At 43.3% G+C, this 21,087-nt stretch carries 21 protein-coding genes; all 21 read left to right on the top strand.

Translation table 11 applies throughout. The features are described 5' to 3' along the window. The first annotated feature begins 354 nt into the window (after positions 1 to 354). The 21 genes from LJ740_RS12925 (at position 355) to LJ740_RS12825 (ending at position 21,010) form a co-directional block, all read left to right on the top strand. Positions 355 to 1,179 (top strand): flagellin N-terminal helical domain-containing protein, encoded by an 825-nt coding sequence (locus tag LJ740_RS12925; protein ID WP_229529508.1) that lies wholly within the window; start codon positions 355 to 357, stop codon positions 1,177 to 1,179. A 356-nt stretch (positions 1,180 to 1,535) separates the two neighbouring features. After that, positions 1,536 to 2,366: a flagellin N-terminal helical domain-containing protein gene (locus LJ740_RS12920; protein ID WP_229529507.1), complete on the top strand. Its 831-nt coding sequence runs from the start codon at positions 1,536 to 1,538 to the stop codon at positions 2,364 to 2,366. 1,631 nt (positions 2,367 to 3,997) lie between these two features. Next, positions 3,998 to 4,822 carry a flagellin N-terminal helical domain-containing protein gene (locus LJ740_RS12915; protein ID WP_229529506.1) on the top strand — a complete coding sequence of 275 codons (825 nt, stop codon included), beginning with the start codon at positions 3,998 to 4,000 and terminating at the stop codon, positions 4,820 to 4,822. A 79-nt stretch (positions 4,823 to 4,901) separates the two neighbouring features. Continuing rightward, on the top strand, positions 4,902 to 5,354 hold the full coding sequence (locus LJ740_RS12910) for a flagellar protein FlaG (RefSeq protein WP_229529505.1): 453 nt from the start codon (positions 4,902 to 4,904) through the stop codon (positions 5,352 to 5,354). Positions 5,355 to 5,366: 12 nt separating this feature from the next. Further along, a complete protein-coding gene (gene fliD, locus LJ740_RS12905) occupies positions 5,367 to 6,875 on the top strand; it encodes a flagellar filament capping protein FliD (RefSeq protein WP_229529504.1) in 1,509 nt (502 codons plus the stop codon). A 16-nt stretch (positions 6,876 to 6,891) separates the two neighbouring features. Beyond that, on the top strand, positions 6,892 to 7,323 hold the full coding sequence (fliS, locus tag LJ740_RS12900; protein WP_229529503.1) for a flagellar export chaperone FliS: 432 nt from the start codon (positions 6,892 to 6,894) through the stop codon (positions 7,321 to 7,323). Further along, positions 7,320 to 7,631, top strand: a complete 312-nt coding sequence (locus LJ740_RS12895; protein WP_229529502.1) for a hypothetical protein — start codon at positions 7,320 to 7,322, stop codon at positions 7,629 to 7,631. Before fliS ends, LJ740_RS12895 begins: the two co-directional genes overlap by 4 nt. A 52-nt stretch (positions 7,632 to 7,683) precedes the next feature. Next, complete coding sequence (pseB, locus tag LJ740_RS12890; protein WP_229529501.1) at positions 7,684 to 8,682, top strand: UDP-N-acetylglucosamine 4,6-dehydratase (inverting); 999 nt, start codon at positions 7,684 to 7,686, stop codon at positions 8,680 to 8,682. Then, entirely contained in the window at positions 8,679 to 9,824 is a 1,146-nt protein-coding gene (gene pseC, locus LJ740_RS12885) for a UDP-4-amino-4,6-dideoxy-N-acetyl-beta-L-altrosamine transaminase (protein ID WP_229529500.1), read from the top strand. Before pseB ends, pseC begins: the two co-directional genes overlap by 4 nt. Continuing rightward, a complete protein-coding gene (pseF, locus tag LJ740_RS12880) occupies positions 9,821 to 10,513 on the top strand; it encodes a pseudaminic acid cytidylyltransferase (protein ID WP_229529499.1) in 693 nt (230 codons plus the stop codon). Before pseC ends, pseF begins: the two co-directional genes overlap by 4 nt. An 11-nt stretch (positions 10,514 to 10,524) precedes the next feature. Then, complete coding sequence (locus LJ740_RS12875; RefSeq protein ID WP_229529498.1) at positions 10,525 to 11,502, top strand: glycosyltransferase family 9 protein; 978 nt, start codon at positions 10,525 to 10,527, stop codon at positions 11,500 to 11,502. Positions 11,503 to 11,504: 2 nt separating this feature from the next. Next, a complete protein-coding gene (pseI, locus tag LJ740_RS12870) occupies positions 11,505 to 12,575 on the top strand; it encodes a pseudaminic acid synthase (protein WP_229529497.1) in 1,071 nt (356 codons plus the stop codon). After that, positions 12,572 to 13,603: a UDP-2,4-diacetamido-2,4,6-trideoxy-beta-L-altropyranose hydrolase gene (gene pseG, locus LJ740_RS12865; protein ID WP_229529496.1), complete on the top strand. Its 1,032-nt coding sequence runs from the start codon at positions 12,572 to 12,574 to the stop codon at positions 13,601 to 13,603. The genes pseI and pseG overlap by 4 nt, the downstream gene beginning before the upstream one ends. Next, entirely contained in the window at positions 13,600 to 14,154 is a 555-nt protein-coding gene (locus tag LJ740_RS12860; protein WP_229529495.1) for a GNAT family N-acetyltransferase, read from the top strand. The genes pseG and LJ740_RS12860 overlap by 4 nt, the downstream gene beginning before the upstream one ends. Continuing rightward, positions 14,151 to 14,390 (top strand): acyl carrier protein, encoded by a 240-nt coding sequence (locus LJ740_RS12855; protein ID WP_229529494.1) that lies wholly within the window; start codon positions 14,151 to 14,153, stop codon positions 14,388 to 14,390. The genes LJ740_RS12860 and LJ740_RS12855 overlap by 4 nt, the downstream gene beginning before the upstream one ends. 9 nt (positions 14,391 to 14,399) lie before the next feature. After that, on the top strand, positions 14,400 to 15,149 hold the full coding sequence (locus LJ740_RS12850) for an SDR family NAD(P)-dependent oxidoreductase (protein WP_229529493.1): 750 nt from the start codon (positions 14,400 to 14,402) through the stop codon (positions 15,147 to 15,149). A 22-nt stretch (positions 15,150 to 15,171) separates the two neighbouring features. Next, positions 15,172 to 16,530, top strand: a complete 1,359-nt coding sequence (locus LJ740_RS12845; RefSeq protein WP_229529492.1) for an AMP-binding protein — start codon at positions 15,172 to 15,174, stop codon at positions 16,528 to 16,530. After that, entirely contained in the window at positions 16,523 to 17,587 is a 1,065-nt protein-coding gene (locus tag LJ740_RS12840; RefSeq protein ID WP_229529491.1) for a LuxE/PaaK family acyltransferase, read from the top strand. The genes LJ740_RS12845 and LJ740_RS12840 overlap by 8 nt, the downstream gene beginning before the upstream one ends. Beyond that, positions 17,571 to 18,761 (top strand): acyl-CoA reductase, encoded by a 1,191-nt coding sequence (locus LJ740_RS12835; protein ID WP_229529490.1) that lies wholly within the window; start codon positions 17,571 to 17,573, stop codon positions 18,759 to 18,761. The genes LJ740_RS12840 and LJ740_RS12835 overlap by 17 nt, the downstream gene beginning before the upstream one ends. Before the next feature lie 6 nt (positions 18,762 to 18,767). Further along, positions 18,768 to 19,673, top strand: a complete 906-nt coding sequence (locus LJ740_RS12830) for a LicD family protein (protein ID WP_229529489.1) — start codon at positions 18,768 to 18,770, stop codon at positions 19,671 to 19,673. Positions 19,674 to 19,735: 62 nt separating this feature from the next. Then, a complete protein-coding gene (locus LJ740_RS12825; RefSeq protein ID WP_229529488.1) occupies positions 19,736 to 21,010 on the top strand; it encodes a hypothetical protein in 1,275 nt (424 codons plus the stop codon). Positions 21,011 to 21,087: the final 77 nt, after the last annotated feature.

Here is a 21,087-nt window from a genome sequence, read left to right as displayed (position 1 = left end):
ATTAGTACTCAAAAAAATTCCATTCTGCTATGTTCCACGGAATAACACAGGTAACCACAGCGGTACATTGGGTTTTCATCCTGGTCGTGAATATTCCTGCCTTGGCTCACTATTTTTAGGCTAATTTTTCAATAAAAGTCTTTAAATACAAAAGATTAAAAAAAATGTCATTTTTTGTTCAAGGTTTAAGAACTGCAGGCGATAACCTTATGTGAGAGAGCCAGTGCAACAGTTTTATGATATTACCCATATTTAAAGCTGTTGTTGTTTTAAACTTTTAGACCTGTTCCACAGGTCAGATCCCAGATCTATATTTACCCAATATAGCTGGATCGAGAGTGTAGGAGAGACTTCATGTCTTTATTCGTTAATACCAACGTTTCTTCACTGAACGCTCAGCGTCAGCTGTTTGATTCAGGTAACGCGTTATCTACTTCATTTGAACGTTTATCTTCAGGTTTCCGTATCAATCGCGCCGCAGATGATGCTGCCGGTTTACAGATCACTGATCGTTTTCAGTCTCAAATCGAAGGTCTTAATCAATCTGTTCGTAATGCTAATGACGCCATTTCACTGGTGCAAACCGCTGAAGGTGCATTATCAGAAACGACAACTTCATTACAACGTATTCGTACGCTGGCAATTCAGTCTCAGAATGGTATTAACTCTTCTGCGGACAGAACGGCTTTGCAACAGGAAGTTACCGCTTTGGTAGCTGAACTGTCCAGAATCGGTACTGACACCAACTTTGCGGGCAACAATATTTTAAGTGGTTCATTTTCTGCCACTTTCCAGATTGGTGCCAATGCGGGTCAAACTATTGGTGTAAACCTGTCACGTTCAGGTGGCTTTGGTGCATCGGGTTTGGGTGTGGGTACGGTCGACATATCTACTGCTACGGGTGCGTCAAGTGCGCTAACTGCCATTGATACAGCAATTTCTACAATTGGTGCTCAGCGTGCTTCATTAGGTGCTCTGCAAAACCGTTTTCAGTCTACTATCCGTAACTTAAGCACGGTTTCTGAAAACTTGTCTGGTGCTCAGTCGCGTATCAAAGATACTGACTTTGCAACTGAGACTGCAAATCTGACACGGAATCAGATTATTCAGCAGGCCAGTACTTCGGTACTTGCGCAGGCAAACCAGCGTCCTCAGTCAGCGTTATCTCTGTTGGGATAAGCTAAAAAAGGATATCTTGCCAGGAGGTAGTGTGAGAACTTTTTGAGCAAGAATAATAAAGAGCCAGCCAACGTGCTGGCTTTTTTGTGTCGGTGATTTAATGGGAATTTAGCGTCAAAAAAGTGACATTTGTATGTGGTTTAACGTATTGAAAATAAAGGGAAAAATAAAATAAACAAAAAATAGTCAAAAAAAAGTTAAAGGAAAAATTTAGTACTGACGATACATAGGCAAAGGCACTGAGCAATCAAAAACAAAAATAAGCCGGGCCTGGCTAAGTAAAGAACAATAAAAACACCTTACTTAGCAAACGAGCAAACGCTCAAATTAATATTAAAATCGTTAGGAGAAAAAAAATGGGTTTATTCGTAAATACCAATGTTTCATCATTAAATTCACAACGTCAGTTATTTAACTCTGGTAATGCACTTAGCACATCTTTTGAGCGTTTATCTTCGGGTTTTCGTATCAACAGAGCTGCTGATGATGCCGCCGGTCTGCAGATCACAGACAGAATGACCACCCAGATTCAAGGTTTGGATCAATCTGTTCGCAATGCCAACGATGCGATTTCTCTGGTGCAGACCACTGAAGGTGCATTAGCTGAGTCGGTTACCGCGTTGCAGCGTATCCGTACCCTGGCAATTCAATCACAAAATGGCATTAATTCATCAGCAGACAGAACTGCCCTGCAACAAGAGGTGACGGCGCTGGTCGCCGAGTTATCCAGAATTGCCACGGATACTCAGTTTGCCGGAAACAATATATTGTCGGGAACTTTCTCTGCACAGTTTCAGGTGGGGGCTAATGCTGGACAAACAATATCTGTCAACTTATCTTCAGCCAATGGCGCAAGTTTTGGTGCCTCTGGTCTGGGCGTGGGCACAGTTGATATAACCAGTGCCGCCAATGCGTCTGCCGCATTATCCAATATTGATGTGGCTATCTCGTCAATTGGTGCGCAACGTGCAGAGCTGGGTGCTTTACAAAATCGGTTCCAGTCAACAATCCGTAATTTGGCAAACGTATCTGAAAACTTGTCTGCTGCGAGATCACGGATCAAAGACACTGACTTTGCCGTTGAAACTGCCGAGCTGACACGTAATCAGATCATTCAACAGGCCAGTACAACGGTTCTGTCACAGGCTAACCAAAGACCGCAATCTGCGCTAAGTTTATTGGGATAGAGTTAGGTAGATAAGAAAGCTCGCTTTTGAACCCTCAATCTCAGGGAAGAGATTAAGTCGCCGACTTACGAGACCAACGCCAGGAGGTAGTGTGAGGTATTGAGGTATAGGCCATCAATCCCGCAAGTCGACGAAGAGCTTTCGCTCACTCTATAGCATAGGACTTTGTTAATCAGTTTCCCAGCTATTTATCAGTCAAAAAATTAACTGACAATAAATATAAAGCAGTAACTGTGCCAAGATTAAAGAGTTTGATAACTGTTGACAGTAAAAGTCGGTCGACAACAACAAATTATCACAAAAGAGGAGGTGCAAAATACAGGGTTCAGCGAATAATCTTTATATGTAAATCCAATGGGTAGAATTTACATATAAAAAGCACTGACAAAAGTTGAGCGCAAGTACACTTTTGAAAGTTTAAAACAGTATGGCTCTTATACCTTTTTAACTTCCGGCTTAGCTTTTTAATATTATTCGTTTTCAGGTAACTGAATCAGGTGACATAGCATTGACGCAGTGAAAATTAATGGATTTCCTGACGTGTCACTGAGTAACCAGGGTAGCGTTTTTAATGAGGGTAGGAGATGAGAGGCCGCCTCAGGAAACGCCGACTAACAGGATCGAGAGTGTAGAAGTATGGTTGAGAGGCCAGTATCCCTTCCCAAACCTGCAGTCGGGCGACAAACATTAACATCGGAACATATTCCGACAAAACAACAAATACAGGGGCGAATCATTTAGGCAACGGGAAATTTAACAAGCCACGGTGCTGACATAAATTCTGACCTATAATAAATATAAAACGCCGACTGACAGGATCGAGAGTGTAGAAGTATGGTTGAGAGGCCAGTATTCTTTCCCAAATCCCGCAGTCGGGCGACAAACTCTAACGTCGGTAATCATACCGATAACGGCACGCTGCAAGCCAGGATTCAGTCCGGCATCAGGTGTCACCATCGGCTTAAAATCCGATATACAATCCGGTTTTTGTTTCACTGAAAAAATAACACTATAAAAATCAGTGAAAACGCCGACTAACAGGATCGAGAGTGTAGAAGTATGGTTGAGAGGCCAGTATTCCTTCCCAAATCCTGTAGTCGGGCGACAAAACCCTATTGCTCGTTCTCCTAACGTGAGCAATTTGGCCAGGTCCTGTGACCTGGCTGTTTTTATTTCTCTTCATGTAACATCATCATCTGTGTCAAAACTTTGAACAATTGAGTGATATCTGTCACTTGCAGAATACAAAGCACATCCCATGCCAAAAAATCAAATATCTGTAATTTTTTAACCGGATTTAAGTTCTGGATTATGTCTGTCCCAGGCAATCACATATGATATGTCTCCCCAAACCAGCGCATGGCCTTATTTTCTATTGTAATAAAAAGTCTATTAAAACAATGGTTTATGTTTGGTTCGAAAAAACTTTAAAAAAAATAAAAAAATTTCTAAAGAACCTCAAGAGATTGCCGATACCTATTGTTGAGGGGTATTGCGGGTTTTGTTTTTAAGGTTTCGAGTGAGGTCGAAACACTAAGGGCAAAACAAGTTTAACGTCAGCACTCTCGACTGACAAAAGTAGGCGAACCAGTGGCTCTCTCTATAGTTAATTGGTTCTCAGGAGGTATAACATGGGTATTTTTGTAAATACAAACGTTTCGTCATTAAATGCGCAACGTCAATTATTTAGCTCAAATGAAGCATTAAACACATCATTCGAAAGATTGTCTTCCGGTTTTCGTATAAACCGGGCATCCGATGATGCGGCGGGTCTGCAAATCTCTGCAGAATTAACCAGCCAAATTCAGGGTATTGATCAGTCTGTTCGAAATGCCAACGACGCGATTTCTTTGGTCCAGGTAGCTGAAGGTGCACTGACCGAAAGTACAACGTCACTGCAACGAATTCGTCAGTTGGCCATTCAGGCGCAAAACGGCATTAACTCTTCTGCAGACAGAACCGCTTTGCAACAGGAAGTAACGGCGTTGATTTCAGAATTGTCACGCATCGGTACTGATACACAATTTGCGAATGTTAATATACTGAATGGCAGTTTCTCTGCAACTTTTCAGGTAGGTGCAAATGCAGGTCAAAGTATTGCAGTGAATCTTTCCCGTTCTGGTGGTTTTGGTGCATCAGGTCTGGGAGTTGGCACAGTGGATATTTCAACTGCAGCTGGTGCATCGGGTGCATTAGCGTCGATAGATACAGCGATTTCTGCAATAGGTGCGCAACGAGCTTCTTTAGGTGCTTTACAGAACCGTTTTCAGTCAACAGTTCGAAATCTGGCCAGTGTCAGTGAAAACCTGAACGCCGCGCGTTCACGTATTCAGGATACTGATTTTGCTTCTGAAACAGCAAACTTAACCAGAAATCAAATTATCCAGCAGGCCAGTGTGTCGGTGTTGAGTCAGTCGAATCAGCGTCCGCAAACGGCTTTAGCATTGTTAGGATAGTTGCTGTTGTATTGATTTTGCCTGATTGCAATGCCGTTGACCGGGATTGCAATCGCTTTTACCTAACAGGAGGTGAAAGATGGAAATTGATTTAGCACAATCAGGTTTTAATGCTAATCTGGCACAAAATACACAACCCGCTGTTGTAAGACGCCGAGAGGAATTACAGGCCGAAAGTGACAACGCAAATGGTGGTGAAAGTCGCGCCGCCAGTCGTTCAAATTTTCGCGAAGTGCCTAATGTTTCAAATTCTCAGGTCGATAACAATAGTGAAGGTGAAAGTGCTTCGATACAGGACATTGAAAATGCCGTATCTGAAGTCAGAGATTTTGTGCAGTCTCAAAGAACGAATCTAAACTTTTCGTTTAACGATGACTCTAATCGTTCAATCGTACAGGTAACAGATTCGGATACGGGAGAATTGATCAGACAAATTCCTTCGGAAGAGGTACTGGCATTGTCAGACCGAATCAGAGGGTTACAGTCTGATGTGGGTGAAGCCGTAGGAGTACTGTTTAGCAAAGAAGTCTAGTAGAGGTAAATCATGGGCATTCAGAGTTTAGGGGTTGGTTCAGGCTTAGCGCTTGATGATCTGGTTACTCAGTTGATAGAAGCTGAGCGGGCTCCCAAAGAAGAGCGTTTAAATGAACGTGAAGAAACTCTGGATGCCACTATTTCTGCTATAGGTTCCTTAAAATCTAAAGTGGACGAGTTCCAGGATGCGGTTGAAGAGTTGAAAAACAACTACAACCTGAACGCTCGTGAACCCACCATAGATCATCCCACTTCTCTCGAAGAAGGTGAAACCGGTCCATTTACAATGGAAGCGTCCACCAGTGCGTTGGAGGGGAGTTATAAGATATCTGTCGCACAATTAGCGGCAGGTACCGAATATCGTACTGCTGATGGTGAGTTTTCGTCCACGACGGATACCCTGTATACCGGTGCAGATACCACAGTTTCCTTCAGTTTTGCCACTTCCAGCGATAGTTTCTCGGTTGACGTGACGTCGGGAATGACATTGCAGCAGTATGTCAGTGCCATCAACAATTCCGAAGACAATATTCAAAGCGACGGTACCACCAAGCTGGTTAATGCGATCTTACTGGACACCGGCACTGCTTCAGGTCCCAAGATTATTTTCGAGTCTCTGATTACTGGTAACGGTGACGACCTGCGCATTGTCAATGACAGTGACGCCGCAGAACTTACCTCGGTGACCAGCCATTCTTCGGCGCTGGCCGCCGACCAGGACCTGAGTACAAATGCCGGCACCAATGCGCCTGTAGCAGCGGTTAACGCTCAGGCTTATGTGAACAACATTCTGGTTGAAAGCAGTACTAATGAGTTTGAGAATGTTATTCCGAACGTTTCATTCGAAGCTTTTGAGGTGTCAGAAACTGATGCCAGTACCGCCACCGGTTTTGCTGCTTCATCGGTGACTATCGGAAACGATAAAGAAGGCCTTAAGTCTAAGATTCAGGATTTCATCGATAGCTATAATTCTCTAATCGATGAAATAACCCGATTGACACGCTATGGTGAATCCGAACTGGAAGACGATGGTGCGTTAGCGGGTGATTTTATGGTACGGGGATTGCAGAACGGGATCGCCAATGTTTTGACGACCAGTGTTTCTGGTAATAATTTGGGCAGTATTTTTAACTTTGGTTTATCCTTTGATGATGATGGTAAGTTGGAAATCAGTGCCGTAGATGAGTTTGGCATTGGCAGCGGCGAAGAGCGGTTGGATGATGCATTAGAGGACAGCTTCGATGAAGTGGCTGATGTCTTTACTAATAGCAATAATGGCGTAGCGAAAACGTTATACGATTTTCTCTACGAGTACACCACATTTGGTGGTTTACTACGAGACAGAGAATCAGAGCTGAAAGATGAAAAAGAGCTTTTGGCGGACGAGCGCGAAGCATTTGAGTTAAGAATGTTATCATTCGAACAAATCCAACGTAATAAATATATTGCGCTGGATAAAACCGTTTCTTCATTAAATAATACCGGTAATGCATTGTTTGCTGCATTGGGCGGAATTTAAGTGGTAAAGGTGAAAAATGGGTTTAAAAGGTATACAGGCTTATAAGAAAGGCAGTTTAAAACAGGACTTATCAACCGCCGATCCTCATAAAATCACATTGATGCTGATGCAGGGGGCTTTGGAAAAAATTGCCATGGCCAAAGGAAGTATCGAACGCAAGGAGTTTGAATCAAAGGCTTTGCATTTGTCCAAAGCCACATCAATCCTGGTGAATCTGCGGGATACCATTGATTTAGAAGTGAAAAGTGAAGTAGGCGAAAACCTCTATGCTTTGTATGATTATATGATCCGCCGTTTAACAGACGCCAATATTCAGAATAGCTTGAAGATCATGGATGAAGTGATTAACCTCATGCTACCTATTAAGAATGCCTGGGCTGAAATTCCTGAATCTGCCAAACAGGAAGCATACGAAGCTCAGCGTCAAAAACGCCAAGCAGCAGTTTGAAGACAAACATACCTAAATTTTCTGACCGGGAGCCGGATTCGCTCCGACAAAACTCAGATGCCATTAAGTCAGTATTAATGGCTGAGGAGCTGGATGCTGAAAAACTGCAGGAAGTCGTCGAGGCCCGGGAAAAACTTATCGTCAGTTTTTTACAAGATAACGCTGCGGTAGATAAAACGTTATTGCAAGAGCTCTTGCGAACTAACAACGAACTGACTACTCTTGTTAATGGCCTCAAGAATGAGCAACAAGACGTTCTGGTGGGTTTTTTACGAAATCGCAAAGCTGTAAAAAAATACAAAAAATAATTATAAAAGTTGCCCATCAATAATCCGTTTGGGTCAAGTTTAAAGGTATCTTATGTTTGATGGTAAGAGCGTTTTAATTACCGGTGGTACAGGTTCTTTCGGCCACCGTTTTGTGTCCCATCTCCTTGAAAAATACAAGCCTCGAAAAATTATTGTTTACTCCCGGGACGAACTCAAACAGTTTGAAATGCAGCAGAAGTACGATGCCAAATGCATGCGTTATTTTATTGGTGATGTTCGCGATAAGGAGCGCCTTAAGGCAGCGATGCGTGATGTGGATTATGTGGTACACGCCGCCGCGCTAAAGCAGGTACCGGCTGCAGAATATAACCCGAATGAATGCATCAAGACTAATATTCACGGTGCACAAAATGTGATTGATGCTGCGATTGAGTCCCATGTTAATCGCGTTATTGCCCTCTCTACCGACAAAGCGGCGAATCCGGTCAATCTCTATGGGGCAACTAAGCTTGCGTCTGATAAGTTGTTTGTCGCGGCCAATAACATTAGTGGTGCCAAGGGGCCGCGTTTTTCTGTGGTGCGCTATGGTAATGTGGTTGGTTCAAGGGGCTCCGTTGTTCCATATTACGAAAAACTTCTAAAGGAAGGGGTTTCTGAACTTCCTATTACACACGTCGAAATGACCCGTTTCTGGATAACCCTGGATGAGGGGATTGCTTTTGTAGATAAGAGTTTCAGGCGCATGCGTGGTGGTGAGATATTTGTGCCGAAAATCCCTTCAGTAAAGATTACTGATTTGGCCTATGCCATGAGCGGTAACGAGCAGTTTGACGTGATTGGTATTCGACCTGGGGAAAAGTTACACGAAGTCATGGTGCCAGAAGAAGTGGCACATCATTCACTGGAGTTTCACGATCACTACGTCATTACACCACCCATTATCTTTTTTGACAAAGACATTAACTATGCTGAAAACAAGTTGGGGGAAACTGGCGAGCCGGTTGACGATAAATTTGAATACAATTCGGGCACTAACCCGCACTTTTTAAGCCATGATGAAATAATTCGCCTCAACAAAGAAAACTCATGATCCAGTATGGAAAACACAACATAATAGAAACCGATATCGAAGCGGTCTGTGATGTATTGCGAAATCACCATTTAACACAAGGTGCTAAAGGTCTGGAGTTCGAAGAGGCGCTCTGCAAATATACCGGAGCGGCACATGCTGTAACGGTAAATAGCGGTACATCAGCATTGCATATCGCCTGTCTGGCTCTGAATATTGGGGAAAAAGATCTTGTATGGACAGTACCCAATTCTTTCGTTGCTTCGGCAAACTGTGCTCTTTATTGCGGTGCAGAAATCGACTTTGTCGATATTGACGTTGACAGTCGAAATATCGACACGCAAGCCTTGCAAGCCAAATTGTATCAGGCAAAACAACGTGGGCGTTTGCCAAAGGCGGTAATATTGGTGCATTTCGCCGGGTTATCCTGTGAAATGAAGCTGATAAGCGAAATCCTCAAACCATTTAACATTGCCATTATCGAAGATGCCTCTCATGCTTTGGGGGCGAGTTTCGAAAATGAGCCGGTGGGAAACTGCAAATATTCTGATTGCTGTATTTTCAGTTTTCATCCGGTGAAATCGATTACTACCGCGGAAGGCGGTGCTCTGATGACTAATAACGAGCAGATAGCCGCTGTTGCACGTTCTTTTGCAAAGCATGGCATCACTCGTGATGTTTCTTCCTTTTCGCAGTTTATTGGCGAACCCTGGGAATATGAGCAACAAAATTTAGGGTTTAACTATCGCCTGAGTGATATTCAGGCAGCTTTAGGTATATCTCAGTTACACAGGTTGAATGAGTTTATCCAACAGCGCAAAAAGCTGGCTGAACGCTATCAGAAATTATTGGTGGATCTTCCACTCAAATTACCGGCTTTTTATGCACATATTCAATCAGCCTGGCATATTTATGTGGTGGAACTGCAGCATCATAATAAAAAACAAGTGTTTAATATGATGCGTGAAAGGGGGATTGCACTCAATGTGCACTACATTCCTATTCATCTGCAACCTTATTATCGGCAATTAGGGTTTAATGCAGGTGACTTCCCGATTGCTGAACAATATTACAAAATGGCATTAACTTTGCCTCTTTATCCGGACTTGTCAGAATCCGAACAGGATTATGTCGTTGCATCATTAAAAGAGGTTTTAGTTTGAAGCTTGCAGTCATACCCGCAAGAGGTGGAAGTAAACGAATTCCGGGGAAGAATATCAGGCTATTTTCCGGAAAGCCTTTAATTAATTACTCCATTGAAGCTGCCATTAACAGCCAGTTGTTTGACAAGGTTATCGTGTCTACTGATTGTGAAGAAATTAAAGCATTGTCTTTATCTCTCGGTGCCGAAGTGCCATTTTTACGACCAGAGCACTTATCTAATGATATTGTTGGCACACGTCCGGTTACCAATCACGCCATCGAATATTGCCGTGAGCACTTTTTTAACCCTGAGTATGTGTGCTGCATTTATGCGACTGCACCATTTATAGAACAATCTTACCTTAAACAGGGGTTAGAGGCTCTGGAAGCCAATGAGCGGTTAGATTTTGCGTTTTCAGTGACTACTTTTCCTTTCCCGGTGCAAAGAGCATTGGTAAAGGATGCGGCCGGGGTTAAACCTATGATGCCGGAATTTATCAACAAGCGCTCGCAGGATCTGGAAGAGGTGTATCATGATGCCGGTCAGTTTTATTGGGGGAAGGGAGAGTCCTGGTTATCGGGTAAAGTCGTATTTTCGGCAAACAGTTATCCCGTTGTATTACCCCGGCATTTAGTTCAAGATATTGATACACAAGAAGATTGGATAAGGGCGGAGCTAATGTATCGCGCTTATGTTCAGGATCGTTAAGGAGCATACAAGTGGCTGATCCCGCTAAAATTCTTATTATCAGGATGCTCGGATTAGGTGATGTCACCTGCATCGGTATTCCTGCCATTCGTTATATCAGATCCCGCTATCCCGAGGCTGAAATTTCAGTGTTAACTTTTTCAGCAGGCGCTGACGTAATTCAGCTGGCTGAGCCCGATGTCAAAATTATAAAAATGGAAAAGGCGGAATGGCCGGATAATATCATCCCCGCCATGGAACGCTTTTTGATGTTGGCTGAAAAGATAATCGGCACAGAGTATCAACAGATTATTAATCTGGATACCTGGTTTATGCCTTGTTTTTTGGCCCGCTTCCTGAAAGATGCCGGAGAAAACCTGCAGGGCAATTTCATGTCGATTTCGGTGGCAGATCTTATCGACCAACTGGATAAGCAAACCTTGCAACATGACTATGTCCACGATCCGGCAAATTATATGAGCAGTACCTTCTTTGGTATGGCGCGCTGGCATACCCCCTGGTGGGAGTTTGGCACTGTCCCCGATTTTGGCTATCCGGAGTTTTACCTGAGACATTGTTGTGGTTTTGCTGACATTGAAATGAATATGAGCATCGATGTTGAAGCCAACCATACGCTGGACAAAATTAAGAAAAAGCAGATGGTTATCGCATTAGCTACTGATGCCAGAACCGCAGAGAGAAGTTATCCCTATGGGGAGGAACTGAAAAAATCGCTGGAAAAGGCGGGGTTTCATGTCTGGACGGGCTTTGATGGCTCGCAGTCTATGCGCAAGACGCTGTCTATGCTGAAGAGCAGTGACCTGTTGATTACCGTGCCCTCGGCGCCGCAGTGGTTAGCGACGACAGTAAACTGCCCAAGCCTGGTGATTGTTGGCGAAGTAGATGCAAGGACACTGATGCCTGATTATGCTACAGAACGGTCCGCAACCCCAATCCCTGCGAAAGAGTTAACTGAGAGTGTGTTGTCACTTTTTGAAAAAGCGGATTGAGTATGGCCAGACAATTTAAACAACAGTTTCAAATTGGTCATTTTAGTATCGGCACTGGAAAACCACTGGTTATTGCCGAGTTAAGCGGCAATCACAGTCAAAGCTTCGATACTGCGCTTGCGATGATCGACGCCGCGCACGAGGCGGGTGTTGATGCTATCAAATTGCAAACCTATACCGCTGATTCCATGACACTGGATAGTGAGCATAGCGATTTTGTGATTGGCGAAAAAGACAGCTTATGGGCCGGGGCAAAACTGCACACCTTATATCAAAAAGCCGCCACACCTTACGAATGGCATATGCCATTGTTTGAGCATGCTCAGGCAAAAGGCTTACTGGCGTTTAGTTCTCCTTTTGATGAAGACGCTGTACACTTTTTAGATGGGCTTGGTGTGCCTTGTTTTAAAATCGCTTCTTTTGAATTAACTGACATCCCTTTGATCGCCTGTGCTGCCAGCAAGAAAAAGCCGTTAATCATGTCAACAGGCATGGCTTCTCTGGAGGAAATAGAAGAGGCAGTAGATACTGCATACGCTCATGGGTGCAGGGAGCTGGTGCTGTTAAAATGCACCAGTACCTATCCGGCAACGCCTGAAAACACCAACCTGGTGACAATGCCCGATATTCAGAAGCGATTTGGCTGTTCGGTCGGTTTGTCTGATCACACTCGTGGAATCGGGGTGGCTATAGCCAGTGTTGCATTGGGTGCCTGCGTAGTCGAAAAACACTTTGTTTTGGATCGCAATGCTGGTGGTGTGGATGCTGAATTTTCGTTGGAGCCTGCGGAATTTAAATTACTGGCTGAAGAGACTCAACGGGCCTGGCAGGCACAAGGTGAAGTGACCTATGGTGGCACGCTCGCTGAGCAAAATTCAAAGCGTTATCGACGTTCAATTTATGTGAGTGAGAACATCAAAAAAGGTGAGTTGTTCACCCGGAAAAATTTAAAAATTGTCAGACCTGCTATGGGGCTTGCACCTAAATATTTTAATGAAATATTGGGTAAAACAGCTGAATGTGACTTGCAAAAAGGCCAGGCAATGGACTGGACATTCGTGGACAAACCGTGAAAGCCTGGTTTTTAACAGAGGCTTCAGAAACCGCGGGGATGGGCCATTTGATGCGCTGCATGGCGCTGGCGCAAGCCTTGTCTGAGCAATATGTCGAATGTGTTTTTGTTGTCTGTGCTGAAACAATTCCCTTTTGTATGAAGCGGCATGACTGGCGCTTTATGATTCAGGAAATCCCATCTGGTTTATCTGAAACTGAGCAACTCCAATGGCTGCAAGAGCATGTGACTGTGACAAATGATGATTTAATCGTACTGGATAGTTACAAATTCTCCGCCAGCTTTATTAATCAGTTGTCTGAATTACCAGGCAGTACAGTTTTGTTTGATGATTGCAATGATCGCGGTACGCTTAATGTCAGGTTGATAATCAATAGTGCCGGTGGTGCCAACGCATTAACTTACGAGCAAACTGCGCCCAAAGCTAAGCTTTGTCTGGGGGATAAATTTCGATTGCTGAGACAGGAGTTTTTTAGCGAGCTGCCGTTACCTCTGACAAGCAGACGATCATTGACTCTGGTGATGGGCGGCACGGATGTAAAAGGGCTTTCATTGTTGTTCTTAAAAGCATTAAATGAGCGAAATGTGAATATGCCTGTTCGCCTGGTAGCGACCAGCGACAACAACCAACTGGCAGAGATTAAAAACTATGTTCAGAAAGGGCAGATAAGTGTTCAGTTGGTGATTGATTGCCAGGACCTGGCTTCTGTTTTTTCCAATAGCTTGCTAACCATCTCTGCAGCCGGGTCTACCCAATTTGAATTGTTGGCGATGCAGTGTCCGTCATTGTTGTTGGTTGTGGCGGATAATCAGTTAAATGCTGCAAAGGCTTCTGAACAGCAGGGCTGGTGCCAGAGCTTTGATTTCAGACAGGATATGGCAATTTCTGAAGTTGTTGAGCTGGCCGATGCTTTGTGGTCAAAACCTGAACTATTGCAAACTATGTATCAACAGGCTGAAAAACACCGTGATATGCAGGGCACCGCAAGACTACTGGATCAGCTGGCCGGATTACATGAGATTGAATGATGCGTAACCAACTCTCTGGCTATGGCGTGAATATGTTGCCGATAGAAAAGCCACATCTGGAGCTGTTGCGGCAGTGGCGTAACTCCGATTTTGTCCGTGAGCAAATGGTATCCGGTGAAATTATCGATGAGCAGCAACAATTAAACTGGTTTCAGAATATCAGTGAGCGGCAAGATCAACAGCATTTTATCATTCAATACCGCGCTGATTATATTGGTGCGGCAAATCTAAAATCATGCGATGGCAAGCCGGTCACTGAAGCGATAACTTTGGAGCCCGGTATCTATATTGGAGATGAACGCTATCGTTCTAACATTCTGGCTTTTGCCCCATCGTTAGTGCTACTGGATTATTGTTTTGATTATCTAAAAGTGAACCAGGTGACGGCTAAAGTTAAAAGCCAAAATTCAGCGGCACTCAGTTACAATGGTAAACTTGGCTATGCCGAGGTCGATAAGGATAGAGAATACACAATTATTGCCCTGGAGCGAGAGCGCTATATCCAATCGACAGGCACATTAAAAAACTTACTTTCGAGACAGCGTAAATGAATAATCAGGAAAAGCTTTTTCAGGCATTCGCTTCAGCCCTTAACATTGAGCTCAATCAGGTGTCACCTGAGTTAACCTATAACACTATTGCTGAATGGGACTCAACTGCACATATGATACTGATCGCAGAAATTGAAGGAGTATTCGATGTGATGCTAGATACCGATGACATCATTGACATGAGCTCTGTGGCTAAAGCACAGGAAATATTGACCCGATACGAAGTTCAGTTTTAGTTTAAGCTTATGTCTTTGTTGCAAGATAAAATAGTTCTGGTTACCGGCGCATCGCGCGGTATTGGCGCTGCAACAGTTAAATGTTGTCTGGAATCCGGGGCGACAGTACTGGCTAATTGCCGGACAGCAGCTGGATTTCAACAATTGCGCGATTCATTTGAAGACGGCGATACTGCCCGATTACATTGGTTGCACTACGACGTGGTTGACAGTGATGCTGTTAAACAGCAATTCAGGCAAATCCAGTCGGAATTTGGCAGACTGGACGGCCTGGTGAACAATGCCGGCATTATGGTTGAACAGGCAATCGCCATGACAGCGAAAAAGGACATGAACAACTTGTTCAATATTAATGTCTCAGCGGTATATGAACATATTCAGCTGGCAGCACGCCTGATGACCCGAAATCGGCAAGGGAGCATTGTCAATGTGGGCTCAATCGTTGCCCAGCAGGGGGCCAAAGGTCAGTCGGCCTATGCTATGAGTAAGGCCAGTTTAGCGGGCCTGACCCTGTCAGCGGCCAAAGAGTTGGGTGCTGTTGGAATCAGGATAAACACTGTTTCACCTGGGTTTGTGGAAACTGACTTAACGGCGCATTACCCTTCTGATAAAAAACAGGCATTGCTGGCGCAAATCCCTTTAAATCGGTTTGCTACGGCTGGCGATGTGGCAAAAAGTATTCGTTTTTTATTGTCAGAGGATGCTGGTTATATCACAGGTCAAGACATAGGCGTCAACGGCGCTTTGACACTGCCCTAATGGTGTGGCAACCGGAGTCTTTATGTATTGGCAGTTTCCTCCCGAATATCATCCGCGCATTGCATTCGTCGTTGAGCAGACTTGTTATACCTATTCCCAGCTTCAGCAGTTGATTGAGGAAGCGCAGGACAAATTGCCAGGGCAAGGTGAACTGGCTATTTTGTTATGCAGCAATACCCTCAATACTGTGGTTAACTATCTGGCTTGCCTGCAGAAAAAAGTACCGGTTATGTTGCTGCAACGGGATATTGATGAAGCCCGATTGGCGAAGCTGGCAACTGAATTTCAACCTCATATGCTAATTCGGGAGGCCGATTATCACCTAACCGGATACACACAAGCAGAAATAGACCCTCGGGTAGCCATTTTGTTGTCTACTTCAGGCAGCACGGGTACGGCAAAACAGGTGGTGTTGAGTTACGATAACTTGCAGGCCAATGCTGATGCGATCGCACAGTATTTACCGATACAGGACTCAGATATCACCATTACCACGTTACCCTGTCATTACTCCTATGGCTTATCAGTTATTAATACCCATTTGTTAAAGGGCGCTTGTTGCGTACTTAATAATGATTCCGTTGTGAGTGCAAATTTCTGGACACTGCTTAAAGAACACAAGATTTCCAGTTTGGCAGGAGTGCCCTATACCTATGAAATGTTGGCAAAATTGCGCTTTCATCAAAAAGAATACCCACATCTGAAATATTTAACTCAGGCCGGTGGACGCATGAAACACGAAATCCTGGAATTGTTTGCTGACTGGTCAGGAAAGTATAATAAGCCATTTTATGTGATGTATGGCCAAACTGAAGCTACGGCCAGAATGGCCTGGTTGGATCCTGAACTGCTTCGCCAAAAAACGGGGGCGATTGGGCGAGCCATTCCTGGTGGACAATTTACTCTGATAAATGATAGTGGTGCGCCCGTTATCGAAGGGGAAGGGGAGCTGGTATACGAAGGCCCTAATGTTATGCTGGGATACGCCAGTGGACGAGCAGAGTTAGCCTCTTTTGCACCGCAATCAAAACTTAAAACCGGTGACCTGGCCCGTAAAGATGGTGATGGTGATTATTTTATTACAGGTCGAATAAAGCGATTTGTAAAAGTGTTTGGCTTGCGCATCAGCCTGGATGAGGTGGAAAAAGTTCTGGAAGCGAATGATGTATCTGCCAAGGTAACCGGTAAGGATGATTTGCTTTATGTGGCTATTATTTCTGGTGAAGCAGACGAAGTCAGGAATTTTCTGAGCAAAGCATTGACACTTCATGTCAGTACTATCAAGGTAATGAAACTGGATAGTTTTCCGGTAAACGCTAATCAGAAAACGGACTATCCGGCTCTGAAACAGTTATTTGAAGAGAGTCAGGGCAATGTCTGAGTTAATTCCTGAAGACTGGTTTGAAATGAATCCCTTTGCCTTAAACCAGGCAGATAAAGAGATAAAAATGCGGCAAACATTAACCAGTCTGCATCATCATCACCTTCAACATTGTGAAGCTTATAGCAACCTGTTCTCAGATGCTTCAATGGATAGTCTTGAAGATTTCCCCTATTTGGCGGTCAGGTTGTTTAAATATCTGACATTGCAGAGCATTCCCCAGGAGCAGGTGTTTAAAATCCTGTATTCCTCTGGTACGACAGGTCAGACTCCGGCAAAGGTCATATTGGATCAGGATACCAGTCGGCGTCAGTCAAAAGTGCTGGTTAAAGTGCTCCAGGATTTTATCGGCAAAAAGCGAATGCCAATGCTGATCATAGATCATCCCGGCGTACTTAAAAGTAAGGATAGTTACTCTGCCCGGGGAGCCGGTATTCAGGGGCTTTCTATGTTTGGTCGACAGCCGATATATGCTTTAAATGAAGATATGTCACTAAACATAGAGGTAGTACAAGCTTTTGCTGAAACGCATAAAAACCAGCCGGTATTATTGTTTGGCTTTACCTTTATGGTGTGGCAGCATTTCTTACAGTCACTGCGTAAAAGTGAGAATGCGCTCAATCTCAATAGCGGGATATTGCTGCACAGCGGAGGTTGGAAAAAACTGGAAGCACAAAAAGTCAGTAACGAGGAATTTAAGCGCGTCTGCCGCAAAACACTCAACATCGAAAAAGTGCATAATTTCTATGGCATGGCCGAACAGGTAGGTTCAATTTTTGTTGAATGTGAAGCGGGGCATTTGCATGCCCCCATTTATGCCGATGTGGTAGTGCGGGATCCGCAAACGCTCAAGGTTATAGATAATAATAATCCAGGGCTGCTACAAGTGTTGTCTATTGTTCCTGGTAGTTATCCTGGAAATTCACTATTAACAGAAGATCTTGGCTCGGTATTGGGGGTTGATGATTGTCTCTGTGGTCGCAAGGGGAAATACTTTCAGGTGCTAGGGAGACTGCCTAAAACTGAAGTGAGGGGGTGCAGTGATACACAGGCTTAAACATTTCCCTGAAATAACATATGTACTTCAACCCTCGGAACAGCAATTTTCAGGCAAGTTATCGCCTTTTTCTGAAGAAATTATTTCGTTTGTAAATGCTCTCAGTCAGGCATTGCTTAAAGGCTCTGATTCAGCCAACCAGCCGAATTTGGTTGCCTTAGGTTATTGGTTAAGGAAATCAAATATTGAAAGCATAAAATCGGAGTTTCTGGGAAATAGCGCGTACATCTATAAACCTGTCGGAACGGTATTTCACATTACGCCCGCAAATGTGGATATTCAATTTGCCTACAGTTGGTTGATCTCATTATTGATGGGCAATCTTAATATCATTCGTTTATCGCAACAGGAGTCTGAAGAAAGAACCATTTTACTTAATGTAATAGGTTCCATAATAGATTCACAAGCTTATCCGAATATAGCGTCAAACAATGTTTTTATCACTTACCCTCATAACGACCAGATCACAAAAGCGATCTCACTGGAGTCCGACGCAAGAATGATCTGGGGGAGTGACACAACTACTCGTGCGATCAAGGCTATTACGAGTAAGGTTAGCTGTCGCGATATTGTATTCTCAGACAAGTATTCGATTTGCCTTTTAGATTTGCAAGGAGTTTCAGATTATCATCAGCTAGCAAATGGATTAGCCAGAGATATCCAGGCTTTCTCGCAGCTAGCTTGCTCTTCTCCTAAAGTGATTTTTTCCGTCGGTAAAAGTAATCTGCCTGAAGATCTTATCGACAAGGTGTATCGTCACCTTACAAAAGAAAATTACTCTTCCGCACGCACAACTAATCACTTAGTTGCGCAGCAAATGTGCGCTGCAAGGAATGAGTTATTAAAGGTAGTGAGATTGCCACAACTTACAGTATTGCAACTCAGTGCTTTTTCAACGGAAGTTCTTGATTGGCACAATGGTGAGGGCCTGTTGTACTGGATCAATATAGAGTCGATTGAGCAATTGACGAATGTGATTGATGAAAAGTGCCAGACTATAAGTCATTTCAATATTGACCAGACCCTATTGATCAAATTAATTAATGAATTGCCGATAAACACTGTAGACAGGGTGGTACCTGTAGGGCAGGCATTGAATTTCTCGATTGTTTGGGATGGCTACGATTTGACAGAATATCTGAGTCGAAAAGTTACAGTCATCCCTGGTAGGTGAGCCGTTATGAATAAAAATAGTGAAGTGTGGGCCGGGAAGCGTGTTTATATTTTTGGCGCAGGACTCGCCGGAATAAGTGCTGCTGAAAATCTGGGAAATGAAGTAGAGCTATTGGGATTTATCGATAATGACTTAAGCAAGCATGGCTCAATACAAAATGGTGTGACAGTGCAATCACCTGAAGTACTACTATTAAATCAATTTGATTTAGTCATGATTGCAAGTGAGTTTTTCGAGCGGATACAGCAGCAACTATTTTCGGATTTTAATGTACCACCAGATAAGATTTGTGTATTACCAGCGAGACTAATCAAACCTATTACATTAGGGCAATCAGAGAAACTGCTAATTAACACTATGGAGATGTTATCGATAGTGACTACTCACCTCAATTCCAAAAACTTAAACTACTACGTTGATGCGGGTACATTATTAGGCATCTATCGAGATAAGCAACTGATTCCATGGGATGATGATCTGGATATTGCCATCAACGCCGATGATGTGGATGAAGTGAATAGTGCTCTTAAAGAGTCCTGTAAGAAGCTGCAAAGCCACTTTGGTTGTCAATGGAAGGTGGATTCGCATTTTTCAACTAATGAATTTGGTGCCGTATCTAAAGGCAGTATTCGTAGTTTTAAAGTTCACGCAGTGAATACAGACGTTAAGTTACCTATGATGGATATCTTCATTAAGTATGTTGATGGAGATACCATGGATTACGTGCTTTCTTCTAGGGGTATTCGTATGCCTTCAAGGCATTTGCTGAAAACCGTAGCAGCCAAGTTTGCAGACATGACAATTCGCATTCCTTCAGATGTCGAAGATTATCTCACTGCCCACTATGGTGATTGGCGTACGCCTGTTAAAGATTGGGATTTGAGTATGTTGCAAAATGGCACTGTTTTTTAAATGTTCAGAAGCGACAAAAACGGAAAGTTGTAAGATTTAATGATAGCTCAGAAGAATTGTATATGAAAAAAATTTTGCTTTACGGTACAGGGGCCAGCGCTAAGTATTTTTATGACAACTATTTGCACTCCTATCAGATATTGCAAGTAGTTGATAAAAATAAACAATGCGCTGATTTCTGGTCTTCACCCTGTATTAAACCTGAGCAAATTACTGATTACGAATTTGACTATATTGTTGTGGGTTCCTGGGCGATTTTGGAAATTTCCAAAGAGTTAAAAGAGTTAGGTGTTGCTCCAGAAAGAATTTTGTGGTTTCAACATAACAAAAATAAATTAGTTAATCATACCGAATTTTGCAATATGCCACTTCATTTCGAAATGTCTCCAGAATCTGTCTTATATGCTTTTTATGACCTGAATGTAGCACGTACAACATACGATATTTTAGGGTTTCTATGTCTTGCTGAGATTGCTCGGATAAACGCTGGTTTGACTAAAGTTCACGTTGTAATTGTAAATGCTACCAATAATGACTTTAACATGGCGGGAAAAGGAATTATTTCTACAGAAGAGCACGACTGGAGGAAACGACAATTATTGATGCAGTCTTGTGCTTTACTGCCTTCTTGTTCAGGTGTCGCTGTTACGTCATCTCGAGCAGAAGCCCAGGCTATTTTAAATCAGGCCAGATATGTCTTCCCTGAAAATTACAATGTAGAAGTACCTGTCGCTTGTTGGGAGTTCACTCACCTTTTTGAAGCATGGCATGCGGGACATGATTGTCTACATTTACGAGCCTCATCACCAGCTTTAAATTACGTAAAGAATTGGTTTAATCATCTTGGTGTGAAATGGCCTGAAAAACAAGTAGTCACGATTACTCTCAGAGAGTCTGAAATTAAGCCCAAGAGGAACAGTAATGTGCCTGCCTGGAGGGCATTCTCGAAGTATCTTTCAGAAAAAGGTTACACGCCAGTGCTTGTTCCTGATACTGATAATTCTTGGGTCTCATTTCCTGAGGCATTCCACTTTAATTTAGCCTGTTTTAACGTCGAACTAAGAATGGCTCTTTATGAAATGAGTTTTCTTAATACTGGTGTAAATAATGGTCCGACGCATCTGTGTGCATTAAATCCTGTGTGTAATTACATCATGTTCAAACAGGTAGTGGAAGATTATGCCCATAGTAGCAGTCAGTCATTTATCGATAGAGGGTTTACAATTGGCGGTAGTTTCCCAGACGCCAGGAAAGGACAACTGTTCATATGGGAAGATGATGAGTATGAGATACTGGTGGAGGCTTTTGAAAACTTGGTTAGGGGAGAAAATGGATAGTGTTAATTTTTGTCTATTTGTTGCCGATAATAATGTATAAATTCGGTGAAAGTTTTTATAGAAAGAGTTGTTTCGTC

Source organism: Planctobacterium marinum (genome assembly GCF_020687805.1).
Classification (GTDB): Bacteria; Pseudomonadota; Gammaproteobacteria; order Enterobacterales; family Alteromonadaceae; genus Planctobacterium; species Planctobacterium marinum.
This window is presented reverse-complemented; position numbering and strand designations above follow the sequence as displayed.